Below are 18,866 nucleotides of genomic sequence, written 5' to 3' on the forward strand. Positions count from 1 at the left end.
GCAAACATTTGCACTTAAATCGAGACCACTGAGTCTTGGTTTTGCACCTGGTCTGCAAAAATTTTCTCAAGCCAATCAATAATATAGAGATACCGGAACAGCCGATCTATACGCAAGGGCTGCGGGTTCGGCATCAAGATTGCCCTTCTATATGCCGGGAGCCCAAGCAAGTTAGCGGGGCAAGGTGGTGGAAGCGGTTGGTGCAGGATGAAAAAGTGTTCAATACAGGACACCGCTTCCGGGAAGTCAAAACGACACCAGAACAGTCATGTTCGCGACGAGAAGAGCCGGGCTCCTGTAAGGAAGGTGCACGGTGGGCCCACGAATCATACGTTTAGGACTGATTCTTTCTTTATGGATTGCTAGTTCCGTCGCGGTACTTGCGCAGAACGTCAACTTGACTGCGGCCGTGCTGGTCAATTCCTCGAACCAAGCAGCATTCAACGTGGACCCAGCTAACCCCGGCGAATTTCAACGCTATACGGAACGCTATCTGGAGAATTTTCAGGTTCCTTACGAGCTGTTTGACGTCTCCACCGCGGCGCCGCCCGTGGACCTCAATAACCGGCAACTAATCATCGCGGGGCATTCCGGACTTTCCCTGCCTGCGGCGTGGCAAACCGCGATCACTGCGGCCGTGAATGGAGGCTCGGGCTTCGTCAACCTTGACTCGGATTCCGCAATAGGTACCGCTACCCACATCCAGGCGATATTTCACGCGACCGGCTCTTCGTCCGGCACGCCTGGCTCTGCGATTACTGTTCCGCTGGCGGTAACGGCGGGAGGCGCAACGCCCCATTTCATCGCCGGGCTGCAGATGAAGACCCTGGAGCCCGCAGGTGATTTTGTCTACAACTTCCACGCCGACCAAAATGGCGCGTTGAAAACAGTCACCGCAACCGTGCTGCAACCGGCGCAAGGAACGGTGATAGCAGAACTGGGCAGTGATCCTCTCATCATCGCCACAACTTTCGGCGCAGGCCGGGCCGTCAATTTCGGCACGCTGGATTACCTCCAAGCCGACCGCTTTGGCTTCCTGATGGGCGTTGACGATCTGTTCTGGCGCAGCCTGGTGTGGGCCGCGCGCAAACCGTTCGTGATACGCGGCTATCCGCGCTTCTGGTCGCTGCGCATGGACCACAACCTGGACAGCAATTGGGACACACGCATTCGCGAGATGTATGACCCCGCTCTTACTGGCAATGCGGCTGCCGGGGGAACCGGCGGACCTTGGAAGGTCACGGGCTCGGTGAATCTCAACTTTATGCCCGCAGGCGATGCCGACAGGGCCAACGTGATTACGGACATCAATGCCGGTAAGCTCCAGATAAGCCCGCATGGTTTTGGAAACAGCGCGATGGGCGATCTGTTCTGGCACGGCCTGGATGCAACTTCAAGACCCCTGACCGACAGCGAGTGGCAAGCCAACGTGGCGGCGATCCAGCAGTTTCAACAGGGAGACGGCGGGAGCGACACCATCCCCTTCTTTTCCAAGTGGTGGGTAGGCCATTTCTATAACCTTTCGAACAACATCGGTTTTGATCTGGCGAATACGTTCAGTGTGCGCTATATCGGCGCCACCATCAAACCCGGCTTTGCATACACCACCGACCCGGCGCAGCCCGGCTATCAGGAAGAACGGCTGCAAGCCCGTCCCTACTGGATTTATCAGCTGCCGCCAAAGCCGGCCGCGGTATTTGCTTCTGACGAGTCCTATTCTTTCTTCTTTGCTGACGACTTGACCATCGGCAGCCGGGCCGGCCTCCCGGCGCAGAAGTTCTTTCTTACTGGTTCGGGCGCCCTGGATCCAAGCGTAGCGCAAATTCCCGACATGAGCTGGTGTAACGCGCAGGGCGAGGGGACTGGTTTTGCTACCGCCAGGTTTGAGTGGTATTCGTGGCGGCTCTTCAGCAGCATGGCGCCGGCCGAGGTCTACAACAACGATGATGCGTTTTCACAGTGTGCCTTGGCGCCGCCGCCAGCTAACACGACGTATCACAATGCGTCAGAGCAGATCATCCATGATGTTTCCGCCTGGTTGAACGCGAGAGGGGCCCGCCACATCTTCATGCAAGACATGGCCCAGTACGTGTATGCACGCACCAAGTCCAAGCTGGCTCAGGCCAGCTTTGACGGAAGCAAGATCAACTATACATTTACCGGGAGCGCGGTTGACCCGGATGGCAACCTGGTGCCTACCCAGGTGCTGGTCTTCAACGACGATACGGAAGGAAACTGGGAGGCCATTCCGGGCTTCACCAATGGCCTGGTCACGAACACGCCGCCGGTGCCTGGTGCGCCCACCGTGGTGGCCGTAAGGCTGGTGTCAATCGCCAACGATTCCAACGTTACGCTTACGGTCCATGGCTCCACGCTGCAACTGCATTTTCTGGCCACTTTGTCGGATGGTTCCTCGGAAGACTTCAGCAGCGTTCCTGGAACTACGTTTAGCTCCAACAAAGCCGGAGTTGCCACCGTCAGCGCTACAGGACTGGTGAGTGCGGTGGCCAATGGAACGGCAACCATCACCGCCGTGAATGGTGCGTTTACCGCCATAGCTTCGGTCATCGTCAATATCCCGCCGCCGGACTTTTCGCTGCCCGCAACGCTTGGTTCGGCGACGATCAACGCAGGACAGTCGGCTACCTATAGCCTGGCGATAGCGCCGCTGAACGGCTTCAATCAGACCATTACGTTCACATGTTCCGGAGCGCCTGCAGCCGCCACGTGTAGTGTATCGCCGAGTTCAGTCACGCCCACCGGCGCCAGCACAACGGTACAGATTGCCGTCAACACCACCGCGCGCGCTTCAGCATGGATGGTTCCGCCAAGCTCGCCGGCGCCGCCTTGGTCCATGATTCTGTTCGCCGGCTTGATGACCATGCTGCTGGCATTCATGTTGAAAGGCCGCCGGCGGCTGGCGATGGCATTACCTGCCGTGGCGCTCGTGGTCTTCAGCATTGGCTGCGGTGGCGGGGGCAGTTCATCGACAAGCGGACCACCTTCGGGAGGCGGGTCATCGGGCACGCCATCCGGTACCTTTGTTCTCACGATCACAGCTACCTCAGGGACCCAGAGCCACACGACTACAGCAACACTGGTGGTCAGATAGACGGTGGTGAGATAGACGGGAGCGGAAGTCGCTTGCCGGGCTGGCGGGCAACGACAAGTCCAGCAGACAACCAACTTCTGGGTGTAAACTGTGTTTGCAAGACCAGGCGGAAGTATCCGCCTTAAAAAAGGAGAACCTTTATGACACCCAAAGCTCTATCCTCGTCTACCATCCTGCGAGCAGTTTCTGATGAATCCATGGGATTTAGGTTCGGCAAGCCCGAGCGGCCGAACGAATCTTCACTCGCTTGTATTCTGCCCATCTTGCGCGAGACCTCGCTGGAACGCCAGTATGTCACCCTGCCGGAGACGGAAAATGTGCTGGTCTCAGACAGCGGGACCATCAACAGGATCAACCTGAAGAACGCGTCGAAGAAAAATGTTTTCGTCCGCTCCGGGACCATCTTTGAAGGCAAAGGAACGCAGAGCCGGGCGCTGACGCGCAGCGCCGTCCTGTTTCCCGGGACGGAAGTAGCGCTGGACGTGCGCTGCGTCCACCAGACGCACGGCATCCGCACAGGGGCCGAATTCAAGTATGGCGGCATCACGCCGCTGGAAGTGGATTCGTCCCTGTACGCGGCGGGCTACCGGCCGCAAGACCAGCACACCATGTGGAACGCGGTGCGCCACACCACGGCGTCCATGCGGACCATGTCGGGTTCGCCGGAAGGCGCGGTCGCGGCACAGAGCGCGCCTTCAGTGCCAAAGCAGGCGCCGGGAATCATCGCCCGCGTTGCCAGCAGGCCTGAGCCAGAGATGTTTGTGGCTGATGTGGTCTCGCCGCCGGACGTCGTGCCGATGGCTCCACCGCCGGTTTCGCCCGCCAGGCACGACGCAGGCGTGTTTGGCTCCGGCGCGGACAACTTGAAACAGGAGTTCGATGCCTTTGCCCGCAACTTTGACGCCATGCTGTCCAAGGCGCGGCTGCATGACAACCAGGTTGGCCTGGCATTGATCACCGAGACCGGCTGCAAGACGATTGAACTGTTTGACCTCTCGGCGTCATGGGAGGCCATACACAAAGACGCGGTCAAGCGCATGGGGACGGAACTGCTGCGCGGGCCGGACAACACGCAGGTGTTCGAGTACAAACCGGAGAACGCGGTCAACGCCGTCCGCCAGGTGCTGGGACTGGACTACAAAACCAACCTGATCTACGAACACAAACCCGGCAACGGCGAGCCGCCGGTGGCCATCTTCGGCATCACGGCTGCAAGGTATGTCGGGGAGATTGTTGAGATTGATGGGCGAGTCGTGCACCTGACTATCTTGGAAACGGCGGTTGTGTAAGCGAACGATTGTGGGGAGCCGGGAGGCTCCCCACGAATTTGATTAAGTCCCCTTTTGCGTGGGCTGTCCGTCAGAGGGAAAGGGGAAGCGTCCCCTTCCCCTGCACCCTGTCCCCTCAACCCTAAGGAAAAAGTGTCAGGGATGTGCCCGGCCGGAACGCCGCGTCAGATCGTGCTGGAGGTTCCGCTGTCCGCGTCTTCGCACCAAGACGCCTCCGTTCAGTTCCGGCCAACCCTGGTTCTTTTGAGGAAGTAGTCCACCAGTTCGCTGGAAGAGTTGTCCATCTCAACGCCAAATGCCTTCAGCTTGCTGGTGAAGTAGTTGAACATCATCACCGCGGGAATGGCGACAAACAGACCGAGGGCGGTGGTCACCAAAGCTTCAGAGATGCCGCCGGAGACGGTGGCGATTGAGGTGCCCTGATGTTCCTGGATGGTGCGGAACGCATCAATGATGCCGATCACCGTGCCCAGCAGTCCGACGAACGGAGCAATGGAGCCGATGGTAGCCAGGCCGCTCAAGCCGCGCTCGAGTTCAGCGTGGACAATGGCCTCAGCGCGTTCCAGAGCGCGCTTGCTGGCTTCAATCTGCTCCTCAGGAACTTCCGTGGATTCGCCCTGCATGCGGAATTCCAGCAAACCCGAGGTCACAACCTTGGCCAAGTGGCTCTTTTTGCTGCGCTCGGCCAAACGGATCGCCTCGTCCAGGCTGCCTTGACGCAGCGCCCCGGCCACCGCCGGTGCGAATTGGCGAGACTGCTTGCGGGCCGCGTTGTAGGCAATCCAGCGGTCAATCATCACGCCGATGGACCAGGCGGACATCACCAACAGGATTATCACCACGGTGCGGGCCGGCCAGTTCATCTGGGTCCACATACCCCAGAGATCAAAGCGCATTTCTCCATGGTTCTGGAACAACCAAACAGCCGTCATTTGCATTTTGGCGAACACGGTAGCGGCGAGAGCTGCGATAAACACGATTCTGAATCTCCTCTTCGGAAACTGTTGGTGTGACTCTGCCAGGGTCTCACCCTGCTGCAAGTTGGACACCGTGGGTGACAGTTTTGCTCCCACATAATTCGGCTGCTTGCGTTGGGCTGAAAATTCCGGAGAAAAAACAGCAATGCTTCGGCCTGACTGTTCTTGAAGTAGAGGTAGCGTAAGCTGAGACGATCGCGGGGGAGCAAAAAGGGGCTTCCCACGAACGTTTCGCCAACATCCTTGAAAATACGAGCCTCTGGTTTTCTCGAGCCGATCTGGTTCACGATCCGCGTGAAGGCAGGCTCACCGACTTGGAGATGAAAAGAATTGTCAAACGAATGGATATAGCTAGCGCGGACATCTTCCTCCGCCTTGCCGAGTCCAGTATCCGCTTCGGTCTGGATGCGCCGCATTCGGTCAGGAGCATCTTTGCCAGGGTCGGTGACGATGGGCAGTGTACGATTTCGCGGTGGACACATAGGCGAATAAATGGTAAATTAGTCGCTAGCCACCAGCTTTTAGCTTTTGGCAAAGCCCATCGCTCAGGCGGGCGGGAAATCAGTCTTTGACAATTTAGCAATTGGCTCCAAGAAGCCAAAAAACGGGTTCAAGGCCAAAGGGCCGCTAAGGCTTATGACATCAGTAAGTTAGGGAGAAAATTTACTGGCTAGTAAACAGTTGGGTGACCGTTGGGTCGAATGCGATAACCGGTTTTGTTTGCAACGCGGGCCTTAGGGGAGGGGTGGGGGTGGGATTACCTCTGTGGTTAATGCCTCGGCGGTAAACGACGCAGGCGAGGGCACCTGCGCTCCACAGCATTCTTGGGGATGAATTGTGATTCTTGGGGATGAATTGTGTAAGCCTTTTGGAATCCTAGTTGGAGGGGTAATTATATACTTGACAAATCAGACAGAATAGCCGATAATTTCTCTTATGAAACGTAATGCTCAGCGAATCAAGACCTTGCAGGATGCGGTCGTTTACTTCTCCGACCCTGATAACTCTCTGGACTACATGGCTAATAAGTTGTGGCCAAATGGAGTCGCCTGCCCTGCCTGTGGCCGCAAGGATGTTGTGTTCCTGAAGACTCAGCGCAAGTGGCAATGCAAGAGCGTCCATCCCAAGCGGCAATTTTCCGCAAAGGTCGGAACCATCTTTGAGGATTCTCCGATTCCTCTTGAGAAGTGGCTGCCTGTGATGTGGATGCTTTCCAATTGCCGCAACGGAGTTTCCTCTTGCGAGATCGCCCGGACTATCGGCGTAACTCAGAAGTCGGCATGGTTCATGCTTCACCGCATCCGGCTGGCAATGCAGAACGGCTCTTTGATGAAACTTGGTGGAAGCGGAAGTCCTGTCCAGGTGGATGAGACTTTCATCGGCGGGAAAGCCCGGAACATGCACAAGATCAAGAGAGCCAAACTGGACAATATGGGCTTTGACAACAAGGTCATTGTCGCTGGAATGTTGGAAGGTGACGGGAAAGTAAAAACTCAGGTGATCGAAAACCGCTCTATGCGTACCTTGCAGACTTTGGTTAAGGCGCATGTCGAGTCCGGCGCAACTCTGCACACTGACGATTTTTACGGCTATTGGGGACTCTACAGAGAGTACCTGCATGAGATCGTCAACCACGCTGAGACTTACGTGAGCGGAAAAGTGCATACCAATGGCATTGAAAACTTTTGGTCTTTGGTGAAGCGCGGTCTGCATGGAACTTACGTTTCTGTCGAGCCTTTTCATTTGTTCCGTTACCTTGATGAACAGTCTTTCCGTTTCAACAATCGCAAAGACGGTAAGGTCAAATTGACTGACCGTGAGCGATTCGATATCGCCCTGTCCGGTGTGGCTGGCAAACGTATTACCTATCAGCAACTAATCGGACGGGGCTTGGAAACGCAAGCCAACTAAGTACCGCCGTCAGAATCGCGGGAAGCGGCGCGTCAGATGGTAAGCCCTATGCGCGCATGTTAGCCAAACCCTTAATCTCAAATCGAAGAGAGAAAGGGCGATTCTCCATTTTTGAATACGCTCCAATCATATTCAGCAAAAAGAGAAGATCGGTATAGTCCCTGCTTTCAGCCACCATCCATTGCGGATCACATCCGCGACTGCACCTCTGCGGAATATACATTATCTTCAGTGACGGGCCTTGTGACGCGGGAATGACATTTTGGACACTCAAACTCGACTGCCAATATATCTTTCAGTTCAATGGTAGTTCTGGTTTCTGTAGTCATTTGTTTTCCTTGCTTCGCTTCTTAGCGGCCTTGCGTTTTCGCTTTTCCTCTTTTTCCGCATCCAGTTGTTTCTTGATCTCGCTATGGGGCACTTTTAAAAGCTGCTCCATGGCGCGGTCAAAATTTTCAAATTCCCGGCTCTTCATCGTCTATTTCCTTTTCGATCTTCTGTCGTTCCTCTAATGGAATTTTAGACACGCGATTACTTAATTCCCTGAATTTTTCAAACGCCTCATCGCTTCCAGGGAGTAAGATGTTTTCCAGTTTCACTTGTTTTAGTAGACGCGTTATCGCAGTTCTTGCCTCACCTCTGTCCATCACGCGACCAACGGTCTGAACAGTATCTATACTATCGAGAATCGGCTTGGTCCATTGCGCCCGTATGGACGTTCTGTCTTTGGTATCTTGCGCTATCGCATAAGCGTAGTAGTCGGCGGGCTCTGTAAGGCAAGTGCTCCCCTTCGGAACAGAACTCCATTTTGCCAGTTTTGGCTTTCCATCGAGAGTGTACGGCATTGCTCCGTGTCTAATCATTTCACTAAAAACGAAATCGGCCAGACCAAAATAACGATCTTGTTGCTCGAATACAATCTCCACTCTCTCATTTGACGGCAACCAATCCAGTACCTGTATAACCAGCGGCATCAATGCTGATACATAGCCATTGTGTAATTTCTCCAAAAATGGATTTCCCATAAGCAAGTCTTTGAAATGGTGAACGCAGATTCCGCCGATAACTGGAATCAAACCAGACTGGACAGGAATATTCGATAGACGCTCAAGCATGTTTTTTTCATTATCCTTATCCTTCTTGAATCGCAATTCTGCCATGTGGAGGCTCTTCCGTTGCGGCCCAAGGCCTTCTTTCCATGGCGATACTAAAGCGCCCCAATGCTCCTTCTTGCCCATGAAGCCAGCAATGAATACCCAGTCTTGGGCGTCCTGTCCGGTTTCGTCTAGGTATGCGGTATACATAAATAGCCACTTTGGAGGATCGTCGTGGGGGACGGAAAAATACCCATCAAGTTCACCCTCGTCATCAGGCGTACCCCCATCATCCTCTTGATTCTTTGATTCGTCAAGTATATATTTCCCGTTGGAGGCCGGGGGGTAGGGCGGCAACAAGATTGCCATAATCGCCGGAATTGCCAAAAATTGACGATTGAAAGGCAATGTCATTCCGGTGGGCGTCGCCTATTCCGGCCAGCGGCACGTTACCACGCGCTGCTCGGTGTAGAAGTGCACGGCGTCCTTGCCCAGAGCATGCAAGTCGCCGAAGAACGAGTTCTTCCAGCCAGAAAATGAAAAGAACGCCACCGGCGCCGGGACGCCTACGTTGATGCCCACCATGCCGGCGCCCACGTTCTGGGTGAACTCGCGCGCCGCGCCGCCCGAGCGGGTAAACACCGACGCCGCGTTGCCGTACTCTGACTTGCCAATCACTTCCAGAGCTTCCTGCAAGTCCTTCACCCGGACCACCGAAAGCACCGGACCAAAAATTTCTTCTTTCGCTACGCGGGAATTGGGATTCACTTTGTCCAGGATGGTCGGGCCGACGAAATACCCCGCGCCCTTGCTGACGGCGTCTTTGCGACCATCGCGGGCCAGCACCGCGCCTTCCTTTTCGCCCAGTTCAATGTAGCTGAGAATCCGTTTCCTGGATTCCTCGGTGATGACCGGGCCCATTTGCGTCTTGGGTTCGCATCCCGCACCCACGCTGAGGTTGTCGGCGGCGCGGACCAGCTCTTTCACCAGCGGATCGCCCACTTCGCCCACGGCCACCACGACGCTGGTGGCCAGGCATCGCTCACCGGCGCAGCCAAAGCCCGATCCCATGATGGCCGCAACGGTGGACTTCATGTCCGCGTCCGGCAGCACCACAGAATGGTTCTTGGCTCCGCCCAGGGCTTGCACGCGTTTCCCGTTGTTGGCGGCGGTTTGATAAATGTAACGCGCAATCGCGCTGGAGCCGACGAACGACACCGCCTTCACGCGCGCGTCTGTCAGCAACTGGTCCACCGTGCTCTTGGCGCCATGCACCAGGTTGAGTACGCCGGCCGGCAACCCGGCTTCATGCGCCAGCTCCACCATGCGGACCGCGGTGCGCGGGACTCTATCGGACGGCTTGAGCACAAACGTGTTGCCGCAGGCGATGGCCATGGGAAACATCCACATGGGGACCATGAAAGGGAAGTTGAACGGAGTGATGCCCACGCATACGCCGATGGCGTTGCGCGTGGACCATCCGTCCACGCCGGTGCCGACGCGGTCCACGGTTTCGCCCATCATCAAAGTAGGCGCGCCGCAGGCAAACTCCACGCACTCAATGCCGCGATCGAACGATCCGCGCGCTTCGGCCAGGGTCTTGCCATTTTCTTCGACGATCAGCGCGACCAATTCGTCCGCGTGCGCCTCCAGCAGTTCGCGATACTTGAACAGTACTTTGCAGCGCTGGATGACCGGAGTCTTGCTCCACGCGGGAAACGCCTTGTGCGCTGACGCCACCGCCGCGGAAATTTCCTCTGGCGTGGTGCGCGGTATCTCTGCCACGGCCTCGCCCGTCGCCGGGTTGTATTGAATGTCTTTGGGGCCGCGGGAAATGACCGGTTTCCCGTCAATGTAAAGAGGACAGGACTTGAGTTCGGCAGCAGTGGTAGTAGGTGGCATGGGGTCTCCGAGATCTTCATTTTACAACGCAGGCTGCACCCGGGGCGGCGGAAAGCGCGAATCTCGTGCGGCGGACGACGTCAGTCACGCGCCTGCTTTGCGCTTCGCCTGATTTCTTGTAAACTCCTCCTTCTTCCTATGCCCGTATCGCTGAACAATTCGCGCGTGGTCTACGATGCCCTCAAGAAATGCGGCATCGGGCTGGTGTCCGCTCTGCCGGAGACCTGGCTGGTGCACCTGATCCGAATGGCGGAAGACGACCCGCAGATGATCCTGGTCCGTCTGGCCAAAGAAGAAGAAGGCGTGGGAATTTCCGCCGGAGCGCATTTTGCCGGAGTCAAGTCCGCCATGCTCATGCAGAACCACGGCTTCCTGGCCAGCGTGAACGGCATTGTCAGCTTTGCCCAACTGTACCGGATGCCGCTGCTCATGCTGATCAGCTATCGCGGACACTTTGGCGAGCGCGATCCCTGGCAGACCCAGGGCGGCAGCGTCACCGAACCTGTGCTGCATTCGCTGGGAATCCCCTATGACTTTCTCGACGACCCGGCCAAAGTGGAGAAACGCATCGCCGACGCACAGACCCTGGCCTACAGTCGGCTGCATCCCGTGGCGCTGCTGCTCATGCGCGACCTCATGTGGGAGGAAGCGTGATGATGCAACGCGTGGAATGCATGCGGGCAATTCACAGCCAGCTGGATAACTGCCTGGTGGTGACCATCATGGGCGCCGTGGCCGCGGAGTTGCAGTCCATCGGCCACCGGCCCAACTTTTTCTACCTGCAGCACGCCATGGGGCTGGCCTCTTCCACCGGACTGGGTCTGGCGCTTTGCCTGCCTGACCAGAAAGTTGTGGTCTTCGATGGCGACGGCTCCGTCCTGATGAACCTGGGCGGCTTTACCACGCTGGCGCGCTATCGCCCGAGGAATTTTGTCCACGTGATTTTTGATAATGAGAGCCTGTTGTCTGTCGGCGGATTTCCCACGGCGACGTCAACCGGCAGCGATCTGGCCGGCATCGCACGCGCTTCCGGGGTCCCCCACGCACAAACGGTGACTACCATGGAGGAGTTCACGCGGGCCTTTGACGAAGCGATGCGGGCCAACGATCTAAGCTGCATCGTAGCCAAAGTGGAAGCCGTGGGGCCGAAGGCATACGTCACTGGCTTGTCGTTGCTGGAAAACAGGTTTCAGTTCAAGCGGCATATTGAGAATCTGGCGGCAAAATCTCACCACGGAGACACGGAGGCACGGAGGAAGTAGGGGATTTGCATTTGTGGCGGCGACTTTTCCGGCGAGTCCGCGAGTTTGGCACCGTGCGTCGTGAGATTGATCAAGGATTTGAAGCTGCCTGCCGTGTTGTTCTCCGTGTCTCAGTGCCTCCGTGGTAGAAGTGTTCGTTGCGTCGTAAAAGGAGCCCAATCATGGCCAACGTCCTCACAGAACTTGTCGCGCAGTTGAACCAGGGCACGCTTCGCGTGGTGGATCTAACGCAACCGCTCAGCGCGCAGACGCCGCTGCTGCCCTTGCCGCCGCAGTGGCCGAACACGCCGCAGTTCAAGATGTGGGAGATCTCCCGCTATGACGATCGCGGTCCCGCGTGGTACTGGAACGGTTTTGAGACCGGCGAGCATACCGGCACGCACTTTGACGCGCCCATCCACTGGGTGAGCGGCAAAGACCTGCCGGAGAACAGCGTGGACAAGATCAATCCGCGGAAGTTTGTCGGCCCGGCGTGCGTGATTGACGTGGTGGCCGACGTCGCTAAAGACCCCGACTTCCTGCTCACCGTGGAGCGGGTGAAGCAGTGGGAGTCGCAGAATGGACGGATTCCCGCCGGAGCCTGGGTGCTGTTTCGCACCGGATGGTCCAAGCGCACCGATCCCGAGCGGTACATCAATCTGCAAAAAGACGGACCGCACACGCCGGGTTTCGTGAAAGAGTGTTCAGAGTTCTTGTCCAAGGAGCGCGACGTGCTGGGCGTGGGCGTGGAAACCGTGGGCACCGACGCCGGGCGCGCGGCGATGTTTGATCCGCCATTTCCCAATCACTACATCATGCACGGCAGCGGCAAGTTCGGCCTGGCCGGACTTTGCAATCTCGACCAGCTTCCGGCCACCGGCGCGGTGGTGATCGCCGCTCCGCTGAAGATAGTGAATGGATCAGGGAGCCCGTTGAGGGTGATTGCGATTACGCCCTAGCTCTTTCTTCATCCCGAGCGGAGCGAGGGAGCCCTATCGTTACCATGATGCAGTTTGCCGCGAATGCACGCGAAGGAACACGAATAAAGTTACAGCGTGGCCCTGTGCACGATGCCCGCCAGCACGCGGTTACGTTCGAACTCGCTGCGGATGGAGTCCGCGATCCTGATGTAATTCTCGCGCAAGGCGCCTTCCAGCGGATATTTCCTGGCTACGGCCTGCAGCACGCGTGATTTTTCAAAATCGCTCTTGATGCGGCCGGCGGCATCAATCAGTTTCCCCAGGTTGGCGTTGCTGAGCTTGGTGCTCTCCAGCAAGGCCAGCAAGCTGCGAGAACGCTCAAAGTCGGACTTCATGGAGTCCACCGTGTTCAGGTAGCTGGCGGTCTGTTTTTCGTCCAACTTGCCTTTTTGCGTCAGGACCAGCAGCAGGCGCGACTTCTCGTAATCGGAGCTGATGGTCGCCGTGGCGTCCATGATCTGGTTGGTCTGATTGAGAGCCAGTTGGTACTTCTGCATGGGAGCCAGCAGATCACGCGACTTTTCGTAGTCAGACTTAATGGAAGCAACCATCTTGAGATAGAGGTCCAGGTAGGACTGGTCAAACGAGGGCAGGTTGAGCAGCGAGAGGAGAATGCGTGACTTCTCGAAGTCGCTCTTGATGCTGGCGGCTGAATCCAGCGCCAGGCGAACGTTCTCTTTGGAAAGGTTTGGCCGCTTGAGCAGTTCGATCAGTACGCGCGAGTGCTCGAAGTCGCTCTTGAGCTTGCCCGTCGCGTTGAGAAAGGCGCTGCGGGAAGCTTCGTCGGCGAGGTCGTATTGCTTGCTCACTTCCATGAGCACGCGGGCCAGTTCAAAGTCGCTGGTGATCTGCTGGCCGGCCTGGTTGATGATGCGAACAACGATGGGTCCCGGCAGCTTGGGCTGCTCCAGCAGTTTGCGGAAATAGCGCCCGCGGACGAAGTCGCCCTGCAGGTTGTTGATTTCATCCAGGACAGCATTGGGGCCGCCCTTGGCCAGCAGCCTGGGCACGCGCGTATCGGCCGCGAAGCCGGTGCTGCGCTCCAAAGCCAGCAAGAAACTGGAGAACCAGGTCTTGGCTTCGCCTTCAAACGGCTGCTGCTTGTCATTGATCTTATAGACGTACTGCAGCCCGCTGCTCGAAGGAGTGACTTTTATGTAACGCAAAGTTGAACCCTTCCGTTCACTCACTTCAAAGTAGCCGCCGGAAGAGATGCTCTGGATCTCCATGGCGTCAGCGTTGAAAGTGATCTCTCCTTCGGAGCGAAGATCAACGCTGCAGTCGTCGCCTGACCAACTGGCGGTCCAGCGCCTGTAGCCGCCATTGTTGTTGCTCTCCATGTTCATGTGATGGAGCTTGGCGCGCGTGCCGCAGACGTTGAGATCACCCGCGCCAGGAGCCGCGGGAGCTGAGGGCGCTGCGGGCGCCGCGGGCGCAGATGGAACTCCTGGGGCCGCAGGAACAGCAGGGGCTGATGGAGCGCTTGGCGCAGCTTGCGCGACCAGCGCCGCGCGCTCGGCTTCAACCAGCTGGAATTGATCCAGGAGGGCCAGTTGCGCGCGAAGGTCAGCAACACGCGCCTGCAATTCTTCGGCACTGCCTTGTTTGTCTTGCATCCTGGCTTGCAGCTCAGCCAGGCGAGCGCGCAACTCGGCGAGGCGTCCATCATCTGAAGTTGTAGCGACAGGAGCTTCCGCCAAGACCGGTCCAGAACCGTCCAACACAGCCAACGGTGCGCTCGCGCTGCTCGGGTCTGCGGCGACGGCCGGTGTCGAAGCCGCGGTTCCCGAGCTTGCTTTCTGCGCGCCAATTGGGGCGGCAGGAGTGCTGGTCTGCGCGGGGCGCATGGCGCCCAGCGGCAGCACAACCGCCAGGACCAGCGCGGCGATAGCGATCGCGCTGCCGCGGGAAACCGCGCCCCGGCGCGCTGCTGGGTTCAGCACGGCCAGGACGCGTCCTTCAAGCTGCGAGCGTCGGGCCATGGCCAGCGCTGCGTTCAACTGCGGCCGGCGAAGTTCAGACACAATGTCCAGCAATTCATGCGCGTAGTCAGAAGCCTTGGTTCCGGTGGCCAGCACGTGATCATCGCAAGCATGCTCGCGTTCGGCGCGCATGGCGCGGACGTTGAGCCATACCAGAGGATGGAACCAGTACAGAGCGGCGGCCACTTGCGCCACAGCCTGCGCCAGAGAGTCCAGGCGGCCGATGTGCGCGAGTTCATGATTGAGAATCGCGGTCCGCCGCAACTCTGACCACTCGTGATGGTCGGGCGGCAAGATGATGATGGGATGCAGCGTTCCAACTGCAAGGGGAACATCCACTTCATCGCTCACGCGCAGTGCGACGCGGCGCCGGATTCCCAGCGCGCGCGCCAATTCGTCAGCCTGGTATACGGGTGCTTCGTGGTAGAGCGGAGTAGCGCGGCGAACCAGCCGGGTCACGCGGAGCACTGCGGCAATCCATCGAGTAGCAAACAACAAAGTCCCAAGCAGCCATACCAGCGCAAGAGCCGGCCAGTTCACAGTAAATTTCTGCTCTACGGGAATTGAGGAGACTGCGGCGAGCGCCGGTCGCGCGACGGCCGAAGTTGGGGCAGAGGTGTCAACCGCTCTCCAGGTCTGGACTTCATGTGACGTTCTGGCGGGAGGCGATGGCTTGGCAACGCGCGCGATTCTGCGGTTGTGGGGCAGAGTACCGGCGGCGTCGGCTGAGGGTGAAGCCATGGTCCTGTCTGTCGAAAGAGAGGTTACGGCGAAATGCTCTGCCTGAAAAGTCGCGACGGGTGCAACGTCCGCTGGCAAAGTACTCGCGGTCGCAGGCTGCAGAGCAGTCGCCGGCATGAAATCCGGAATGCCTTTCACGTGCCACGCGGGCAAGAGATGTCCGGAGAAAGGAAGCAGGAGCAAAGCGCTGAGAACAATGGTCCGCACCATGTGGCGCGCGGATGCAGAACGCTGCTTGAGGAGCCATCCGGCAGCCCAGGCCAGCGCCAGCAGCACGGTTGCTTTCACGGTTGTATCCAGAATGAGTGCGGAGATAGAAACAAGCGTGCTCATGTTTACCGGCCCTCCTGCTGCGCTTTCTTGATCATCTGTGACAGGTACTGTTTCTCGCGGGCGGAAAGTTTGGCGTCTGACATTTCCAGCAACGCCGCCACGGCCCGCTCCGGCGATCCGCCAAAGAAAGTCTTCACCATATGCTGCAGTGCGGACTCGCGGACCTGGCCTGTGTCCTGCGCCGGAAGGTAGACGTATTTGAGGCCTTCTTGCTCATGCCGCAAGTAGCCCTTGTCTTCCAGAAAACCCAGCATGGCGCGGACGGCCGAGTAGCTGGGCGGGTCCGGCAAATCACCGCGCACTTCCGAGACAGAGGCTTTGCCGCGGCGGTAGATCACGTCCATAATCTGGCGCTCGCGTCGGCCCAGTTGGAGAGGTTGTTCGCTGCGCTTTTCTTGTGGCATGGGGCTCCGATGAGTCTCACTATTGTGCTAGTGCACTAGCACATGCTAGTACATTAGCAGGAATTGTCAAGAGGGTCCGCGCACTTTTTTTTGACGAACGAAAGCGCGGAAGATCAACCTGAGATCGAGCAGGTTGGCGGTCTTTATATCCCGATTCCCGCCAGCTTTGCGGTTTCCGCCCAAAGCCGCTGGGCGGCAGCGTCGTCCTGGGCTTCTTTGGTCGGCGTGGCGACGCGGCATTTGTAGAAATACTGGCCGCTCACGCGGGTCACGGCGTCGGACGACGCCAGATACACAATGGTCTCAGCGCCTTTTTCCGGCGAGATGGCAAAAAGTTTCGCGGCACGCACCACGTAAGAAAAGAAGCCGCCGCTCTGGTCCCCGAAACGCGTGGACACAAAGCCGGGATGCAGCGTGTTGACGGTTACGTGCGTTCCCGCCCATCGCCGCGCCAGCTCGCGGGTAAACAGGATGTTGCAGAGCTTGGAGCGCCCGTAAACTTTCATGCCGCGATAGCTGCCGGAGGACTGCAAATCGTTGAAGTCCAGCTGGTTGCCTTTGTGCGCGTCGGACGCGGTGTTGATGACCCGCGAGGGCGCCGAAGCGACCAGGCGCTCGCGCAAGCCATGGGCCATCACAAAGTACGACATGTGATTGAGGGCAAAGGTGAGTTCCAGGCCGTCTTCCGTGACTTGGCGCGAATTGAACAACGCGCCGGCGTTGTTGATGAACACGTCAATGCGCGGTTCGGCGGCGGCAATCTCCGCAGCCACGCGCTTCATCTCCTGCAGGCGCGAGAGATCGGCGTAATGAACGGTGTGATTGATGTCCGGCGCCAGCTCACGCAGCTTTGACAACACTTGCTCGGCGCGAGTCTTATCGCGCGCCACCAGCACCAGGCGCGCGCCTTTTTTGGCGAGTTCCTCGGCAGCGACCAAGCCGATGCCGGAAGTGGCTCCGGTAATGACCACAGTTTTTTCCCGCATGGATTCTCCTCTTATGACCCAAAAGAGCTTGGTGGCGAGACACGCTGTCGCAGCCCTGTGACATTGTGTCACAGGCGGCTGTTCCTTGCGCGGACCGTTGCCCATTGCTTTCAATAGCTTGCGACTGCATGCGTTTGGCAGCCCGCCTGCATTATGAACAGGCAGACGGGAAAGCTAAGTTGAGCGCCGGCTATCAGATGTTAGGGCAAAGTTGAGCAAGAGACAGATAGCGGGAGCGCCGGTAGCGATGAGCCAATGCTGAGTGGTACAGCTAAGCATCAAAGCGCAATTGTAGTAGCGGTGATTTGAACGCAAGCGACCCTAGCTGTAAATCCGGTTAAACGGCCGGACTGACAAGTCAAAGTACAACCCTCTCTTCTCAGGTGTAGGTAGATAACAAACGAGCAAACACTTACCGGGCAGTCTCGCAAACTGCCCGGCCTTTTTCCTTGGGAGGTTTCTGCAATGGTCTGCTACCAGGTTTTTCTCAGAGGATGGGCTTCCGTATTGAAGACCACTTTGTTCAAATCTACGGTTTCTCTCGGCGCATACAACAAATAAAGATACTTCAAAGTTTCGGCCAGGAAATAGCTTTCCATGCGGTCAGCTTTTTCGCGGGACTCCACGCTACGCAACGCGGCGTAGCCGGATTCTGATTTGCAATAGCGCACCAGGCTGCTGAGGAAAGTGGCGGCCATCTCCTGGTAGCGGTCTTCCTTGGTATAGAAATAAAGATAGTAGGCGGACTCAATCACCTCGGGACGGAGCGGATATCCGGGCGAGACGATCTTCATGGTGGTGTAGTCCATCTCCTCCGGTTCAATGCCGAAGGTGGTCCACATCTTGTAAGCTGAGTCCTCCAGCTTGCGCGCGCGGTCAAGATCGCCGTCACGGGCCAGCACGGCGGGGAAGAAAGCGTCCAGCGCGCCAAAGTGCGTGGAGACTTTTTTCCCCGTGGTCATGTCCACCTGTGCGTACCACAGGCCGGTGCGCGTGTTGTCCGCCAGATGTTTGTTCACGGCGTCCACGCTGGACTTCCACATCTTCTCGCAATCTTTGTCGCCAAACAGCAGCCACGACTTGAGAAGATATTCGTAATAGGAATCAATGCCACCACTGATGTGGCTGGTGGTGTCCACCCAGGCCCCGGTCTCCACGTTGATGGTGGAACCCACCAGGCCAATCTTCGACCGGCGGCTGTAAAGCTCGGTCAGCGCGCGCTTGGCTTTGTCGTAAAAGGCGGGGTTCCCGGTCAGCTTGCTCAGCGTGCCGAACTCCAGCAGCAGCGTGCCGATCTCCGCCGGATTGCTCACTGCGCCGCTGGTCTTTCCCGTTTTGAGGTTCACGTACATGTAAGGCATGCCGGTGGGCGAACTGAAGGCCGGCAGCAGTCGGTTGCCCAGGTCTTGCGCCAGTTCCAACAGCCGCTTGTCCCCGGTGAGCTGGTAGCTGCTCAACAGCCCGCCCAGCAGACGGATGGTCACTTCAAAGGTCTTGACGGAAATGTCCTGGTCGAAAGAGAGGTCCTTATCAATCAGCTCGCGGGCCTTGTCGGCTTCATCGTTAAGGCCCATCAGGACCATGGTGTCCAGGGCGTCCACCGGCGTCATGTAGAGCGAAACGCCGTACCAGTCATGCGAACTCTTGGTGAGCGGCATGAGCTCGTCATGCCCCCAGGCGTACTGCTTGTAAGCGTTCCAGGCTTGTAGAAATTCTGAGCGGACCTGTTTAGCCAGCGGACCGGGATCGTTGGGGATCTGGATGGCCTGGGCAGAGCCAGGAAGCGGCGCTGCAACAGCCGTCAACACCAGCAAAAGAAGCGTGCGAAACGCACGGTGCATGATTGATTCGTCTCCACGGAAAGAGGTGCGTAATCGCTGACCATCATACCGCAGAGCAGAATCCAGTTGCCTT

The 18,866-nt window shown here is 57.7% G+C and carries 14 protein-coding genes; 6 read left to right on the forward strand and 8 right to left on the reverse strand.

Going from position 1 to position 18,866, the window contains the following annotated elements; translation table 11 throughout:
- The first annotated feature begins 445 nt into the window (after positions 1-445).
- Together LAO20_10980 and LAO20_10985 are read left to right on the forward strand one after the other, a co-directional pair.
- Positions 446-3,112, forward strand: a complete 2,667-nt coding sequence (locus LAO20_10980; protein MBZ5531943.1) for an Ig-like domain-containing protein — start codon at positions 446-448, stop codon at positions 3,110-3,112.
- Between the two features lie 140 nt (positions 3,113-3,252).
- Positions 3,253-4,401 carry a hypothetical protein gene (locus tag LAO20_10985; protein MBZ5531944.1) on the forward strand — a complete coding sequence of 383 codons (1,149 nt, stop codon included), beginning with the start codon at positions 3,253-3,255 and terminating at the stop codon, positions 4,399-4,401.
- 218 nt (positions 4,402-4,619) lie between these two features.
- On the opposite strand, the gene LAO20_10990 is transcribed toward LAO20_10985, so the two are convergent.
- Entirely contained in the window at positions 4,620-5,339 is a 720-nt protein-coding gene (locus LAO20_10990) for a MotA/TolQ/ExbB proton channel family protein (GenBank protein ID MBZ5531945.1), read from the reverse strand.
- A gap of 975 nt (positions 5,340-6,314) precedes the next feature.
- On the opposite strand from LAO20_10990, the gene LAO20_10995 reads away from it, so the two are divergent.
- Positions 6,315-7,289, forward strand: coding sequence for an IS1595 family transposase (locus LAO20_10995; protein MBZ5531946.1), 975 nt, complete (start codon positions 6,315-6,317; stop codon positions 7,287-7,289).
- A 325-nt stretch (positions 7,290-7,614) separates the two neighbouring features.
- Here the strand turns inward: LAO20_10995 and LAO20_11000 are convergent, their stop codons facing one another.
- From LAO20_11000 to LAO20_11010, 3 genes are read right to left on the reverse strand one after another with little or no spacing between them, the layout of a single operon-like run.
- Positions 7,615-7,764: a hypothetical protein gene (locus tag LAO20_11000; protein ID MBZ5531947.1), complete on the reverse strand. Its 150-nt coding sequence runs from the start codon at positions 7,762-7,764 to the stop codon at positions 7,615-7,617.
- Positions 7,745-8,797, reverse strand: a complete 1,053-nt coding sequence (locus LAO20_11005; GenBank protein ID MBZ5531948.1) for a hypothetical protein — start codon at positions 8,795-8,797, stop codon at positions 7,745-7,747. Before LAO20_11005 ends, LAO20_11000 begins: the two co-directional genes overlap by 20 nt.
- Before the next feature lie 15 nt (positions 8,798-8,812).
- The gene (locus tag LAO20_11010) at positions 8,813-10,285 is read right to left on the reverse strand and encodes a CoA-acylating methylmalonate-semialdehyde dehydrogenase (GenBank protein ID MBZ5531949.1); all 1,473 of its coding nucleotides are present in this window, start codon (positions 10,283-10,285) and stop codon (positions 8,813-8,815) included.
- A 138-nt stretch (positions 10,286-10,423) separates the two neighbouring features.
- Here LAO20_11010 and LAO20_11015 point away from each other — a divergent pair, with 138 nt between their 5' ends.
- The 3 genes from LAO20_11015 (at position 10,424) to LAO20_11025 (ending at position 12,485) form a co-directional block, all read left to right on the forward strand.
- The gene (locus LAO20_11015) at positions 10,424-10,939 is read left to right on the forward strand and encodes a sulfopyruvate decarboxylase (GenBank protein ID MBZ5531950.1); all 516 of its coding nucleotides are present in this window, start codon (positions 10,424-10,426) and stop codon (positions 10,937-10,939) included.
- 2 nt (positions 10,940-10,941) lie between these two features.
- Positions 10,942-11,547 (forward strand): thiamine pyrophosphate-binding protein, encoded by a 606-nt coding sequence (locus LAO20_11020; protein MBZ5531951.1) that lies wholly within the window; start codon positions 10,942-10,944, stop codon positions 11,545-11,547.
- Between the two features lie 161 nt (positions 11,548-11,708).
- Entirely contained in the window at positions 11,709-12,485 is a 777-nt protein-coding gene (locus LAO20_11025) for a cyclase family protein (protein MBZ5531952.1), read from the forward strand.
- Between the two features lie 89 nt (positions 12,486-12,574).
- Here LAO20_11025 and LAO20_11030 read toward each other — a convergent pair whose 3' ends face one another.
- The 4 genes from LAO20_11030 to LAO20_11045 form a co-directional block, all read right to left on the reverse strand.
- On the reverse strand, positions 12,575-15,562 hold the full coding sequence (locus LAO20_11030) for a hypothetical protein (GenBank protein ID MBZ5531953.1): 2,988 nt from the start codon (positions 15,560-15,562) through the stop codon (positions 12,575-12,577).
- 2 nt (positions 15,563-15,564) lie between these two features.
- On the reverse strand, positions 15,565-15,966 hold the full coding sequence (locus tag LAO20_11035; GenBank protein ID MBZ5531954.1) for a BlaI/MecI/CopY family transcriptional regulator: 402 nt from the start codon (positions 15,964-15,966) through the stop codon (positions 15,565-15,567).
- A gap of 143 nt (positions 15,967-16,109) precedes the next feature.
- Entirely contained in the window at positions 16,110-16,952 is an 843-nt protein-coding gene (locus tag LAO20_11040; GenBank protein MBZ5531955.1) for an SDR family oxidoreductase, read from the reverse strand.
- Between the two features lie 473 nt (positions 16,953-17,425).
- Positions 17,426-18,793 (reverse strand): glycoside hydrolase family 47 protein, encoded by a 1,368-nt coding sequence (locus LAO20_11045; protein MBZ5531956.1) that lies wholly within the window; start codon positions 18,791-18,793, stop codon positions 17,426-17,428.
- Between the last annotated feature and the right edge of the window lie 73 nt (positions 18,794-18,866).

This window comes from Terriglobia bacterium, from assembly GCA_020072815.1.
Lineage (GTDB): Bacteria > Acidobacteriota > Terriglobia > Terriglobales > Acidobacteriaceae > Angelobacter.

Excerpts from the sequence above, each read along its gene's own strand:
- LAO20_10985 (MBZ5531944.1), top strand. The coding sequence starts at position 3,253 with ATGACACCCAAAGCTCTATCCTCGTCTACCATCCTGCGAGCAGTTTCT.
- LAO20_10990 (MBZ5531945.1), bottom strand. The coding sequence starts at position 5,339 with ATGCAAATGACGGCTGTTTGGTTGTTCCAGAACCATGGAGAAATGCGC.
- LAO20_10995 (MBZ5531946.1), top strand. The coding sequence starts at position 6,315 with ATGAAACGTAATGCTCAGCGAATCAAGACCTTGCAGGATGCGGTCGTT.
- LAO20_11000 (MBZ5531947.1), bottom strand. The coding sequence starts at position 7,764 with ATGAAGAGCCGGGAATTTGAAAATTTTGACCGCGCCATGGAGCAGCTT.
- LAO20_11005 (MBZ5531948.1), bottom strand. The coding sequence starts at position 8,797 with ATGACATTGCCTTTCAATCGTCAATTTTTGGCAATTCCGGCGATTATG.
- LAO20_11010 (MBZ5531949.1), bottom strand. The coding sequence starts at position 10,285 with ATGCCACCTACTACCACTGCTGCCGAACTCAAGTCCTGTCCTCTTTAC.
- LAO20_11015 (MBZ5531950.1), top strand. The coding sequence starts at position 10,424 with ATGCCCGTATCGCTGAACAATTCGCGCGTGGTCTACGATGCCCTCAAG.
- LAO20_11020 (MBZ5531951.1), top strand. The coding sequence starts at position 10,942 with ATGCAACGCGTGGAATGCATGCGGGCAATTCACAGCCAGCTGGATAAC.
- LAO20_11025 (MBZ5531952.1), top strand. The coding sequence starts at position 11,709 with ATGGCCAACGTCCTCACAGAACTTGTCGCGCAGTTGAACCAGGGCACG.
- LAO20_11030 (MBZ5531953.1), bottom strand. The coding sequence starts at position 15,562 with ATGAGCACGCTTGTTTCTATCTCCGCACTCATTCTGGATACAACCGTG.
- LAO20_11035 (MBZ5531954.1), bottom strand. The coding sequence starts at position 15,966 with ATGCCACAAGAAAAGCGCAGCGAACAACCTCTCCAACTGGGCCGACGC.
- LAO20_11040 (MBZ5531955.1), bottom strand. The coding sequence starts at position 16,952 with ATGCGGGAAAAAACTGTGGTCATTACCGGAGCCACTTCCGGCATCGGC.
- LAO20_11045 (MBZ5531956.1), bottom strand. The coding sequence starts at position 18,793 with ATGCACCGTGCGTTTCGCACGCTTCTTTTGCTGGTGTTGACGGCTGTT.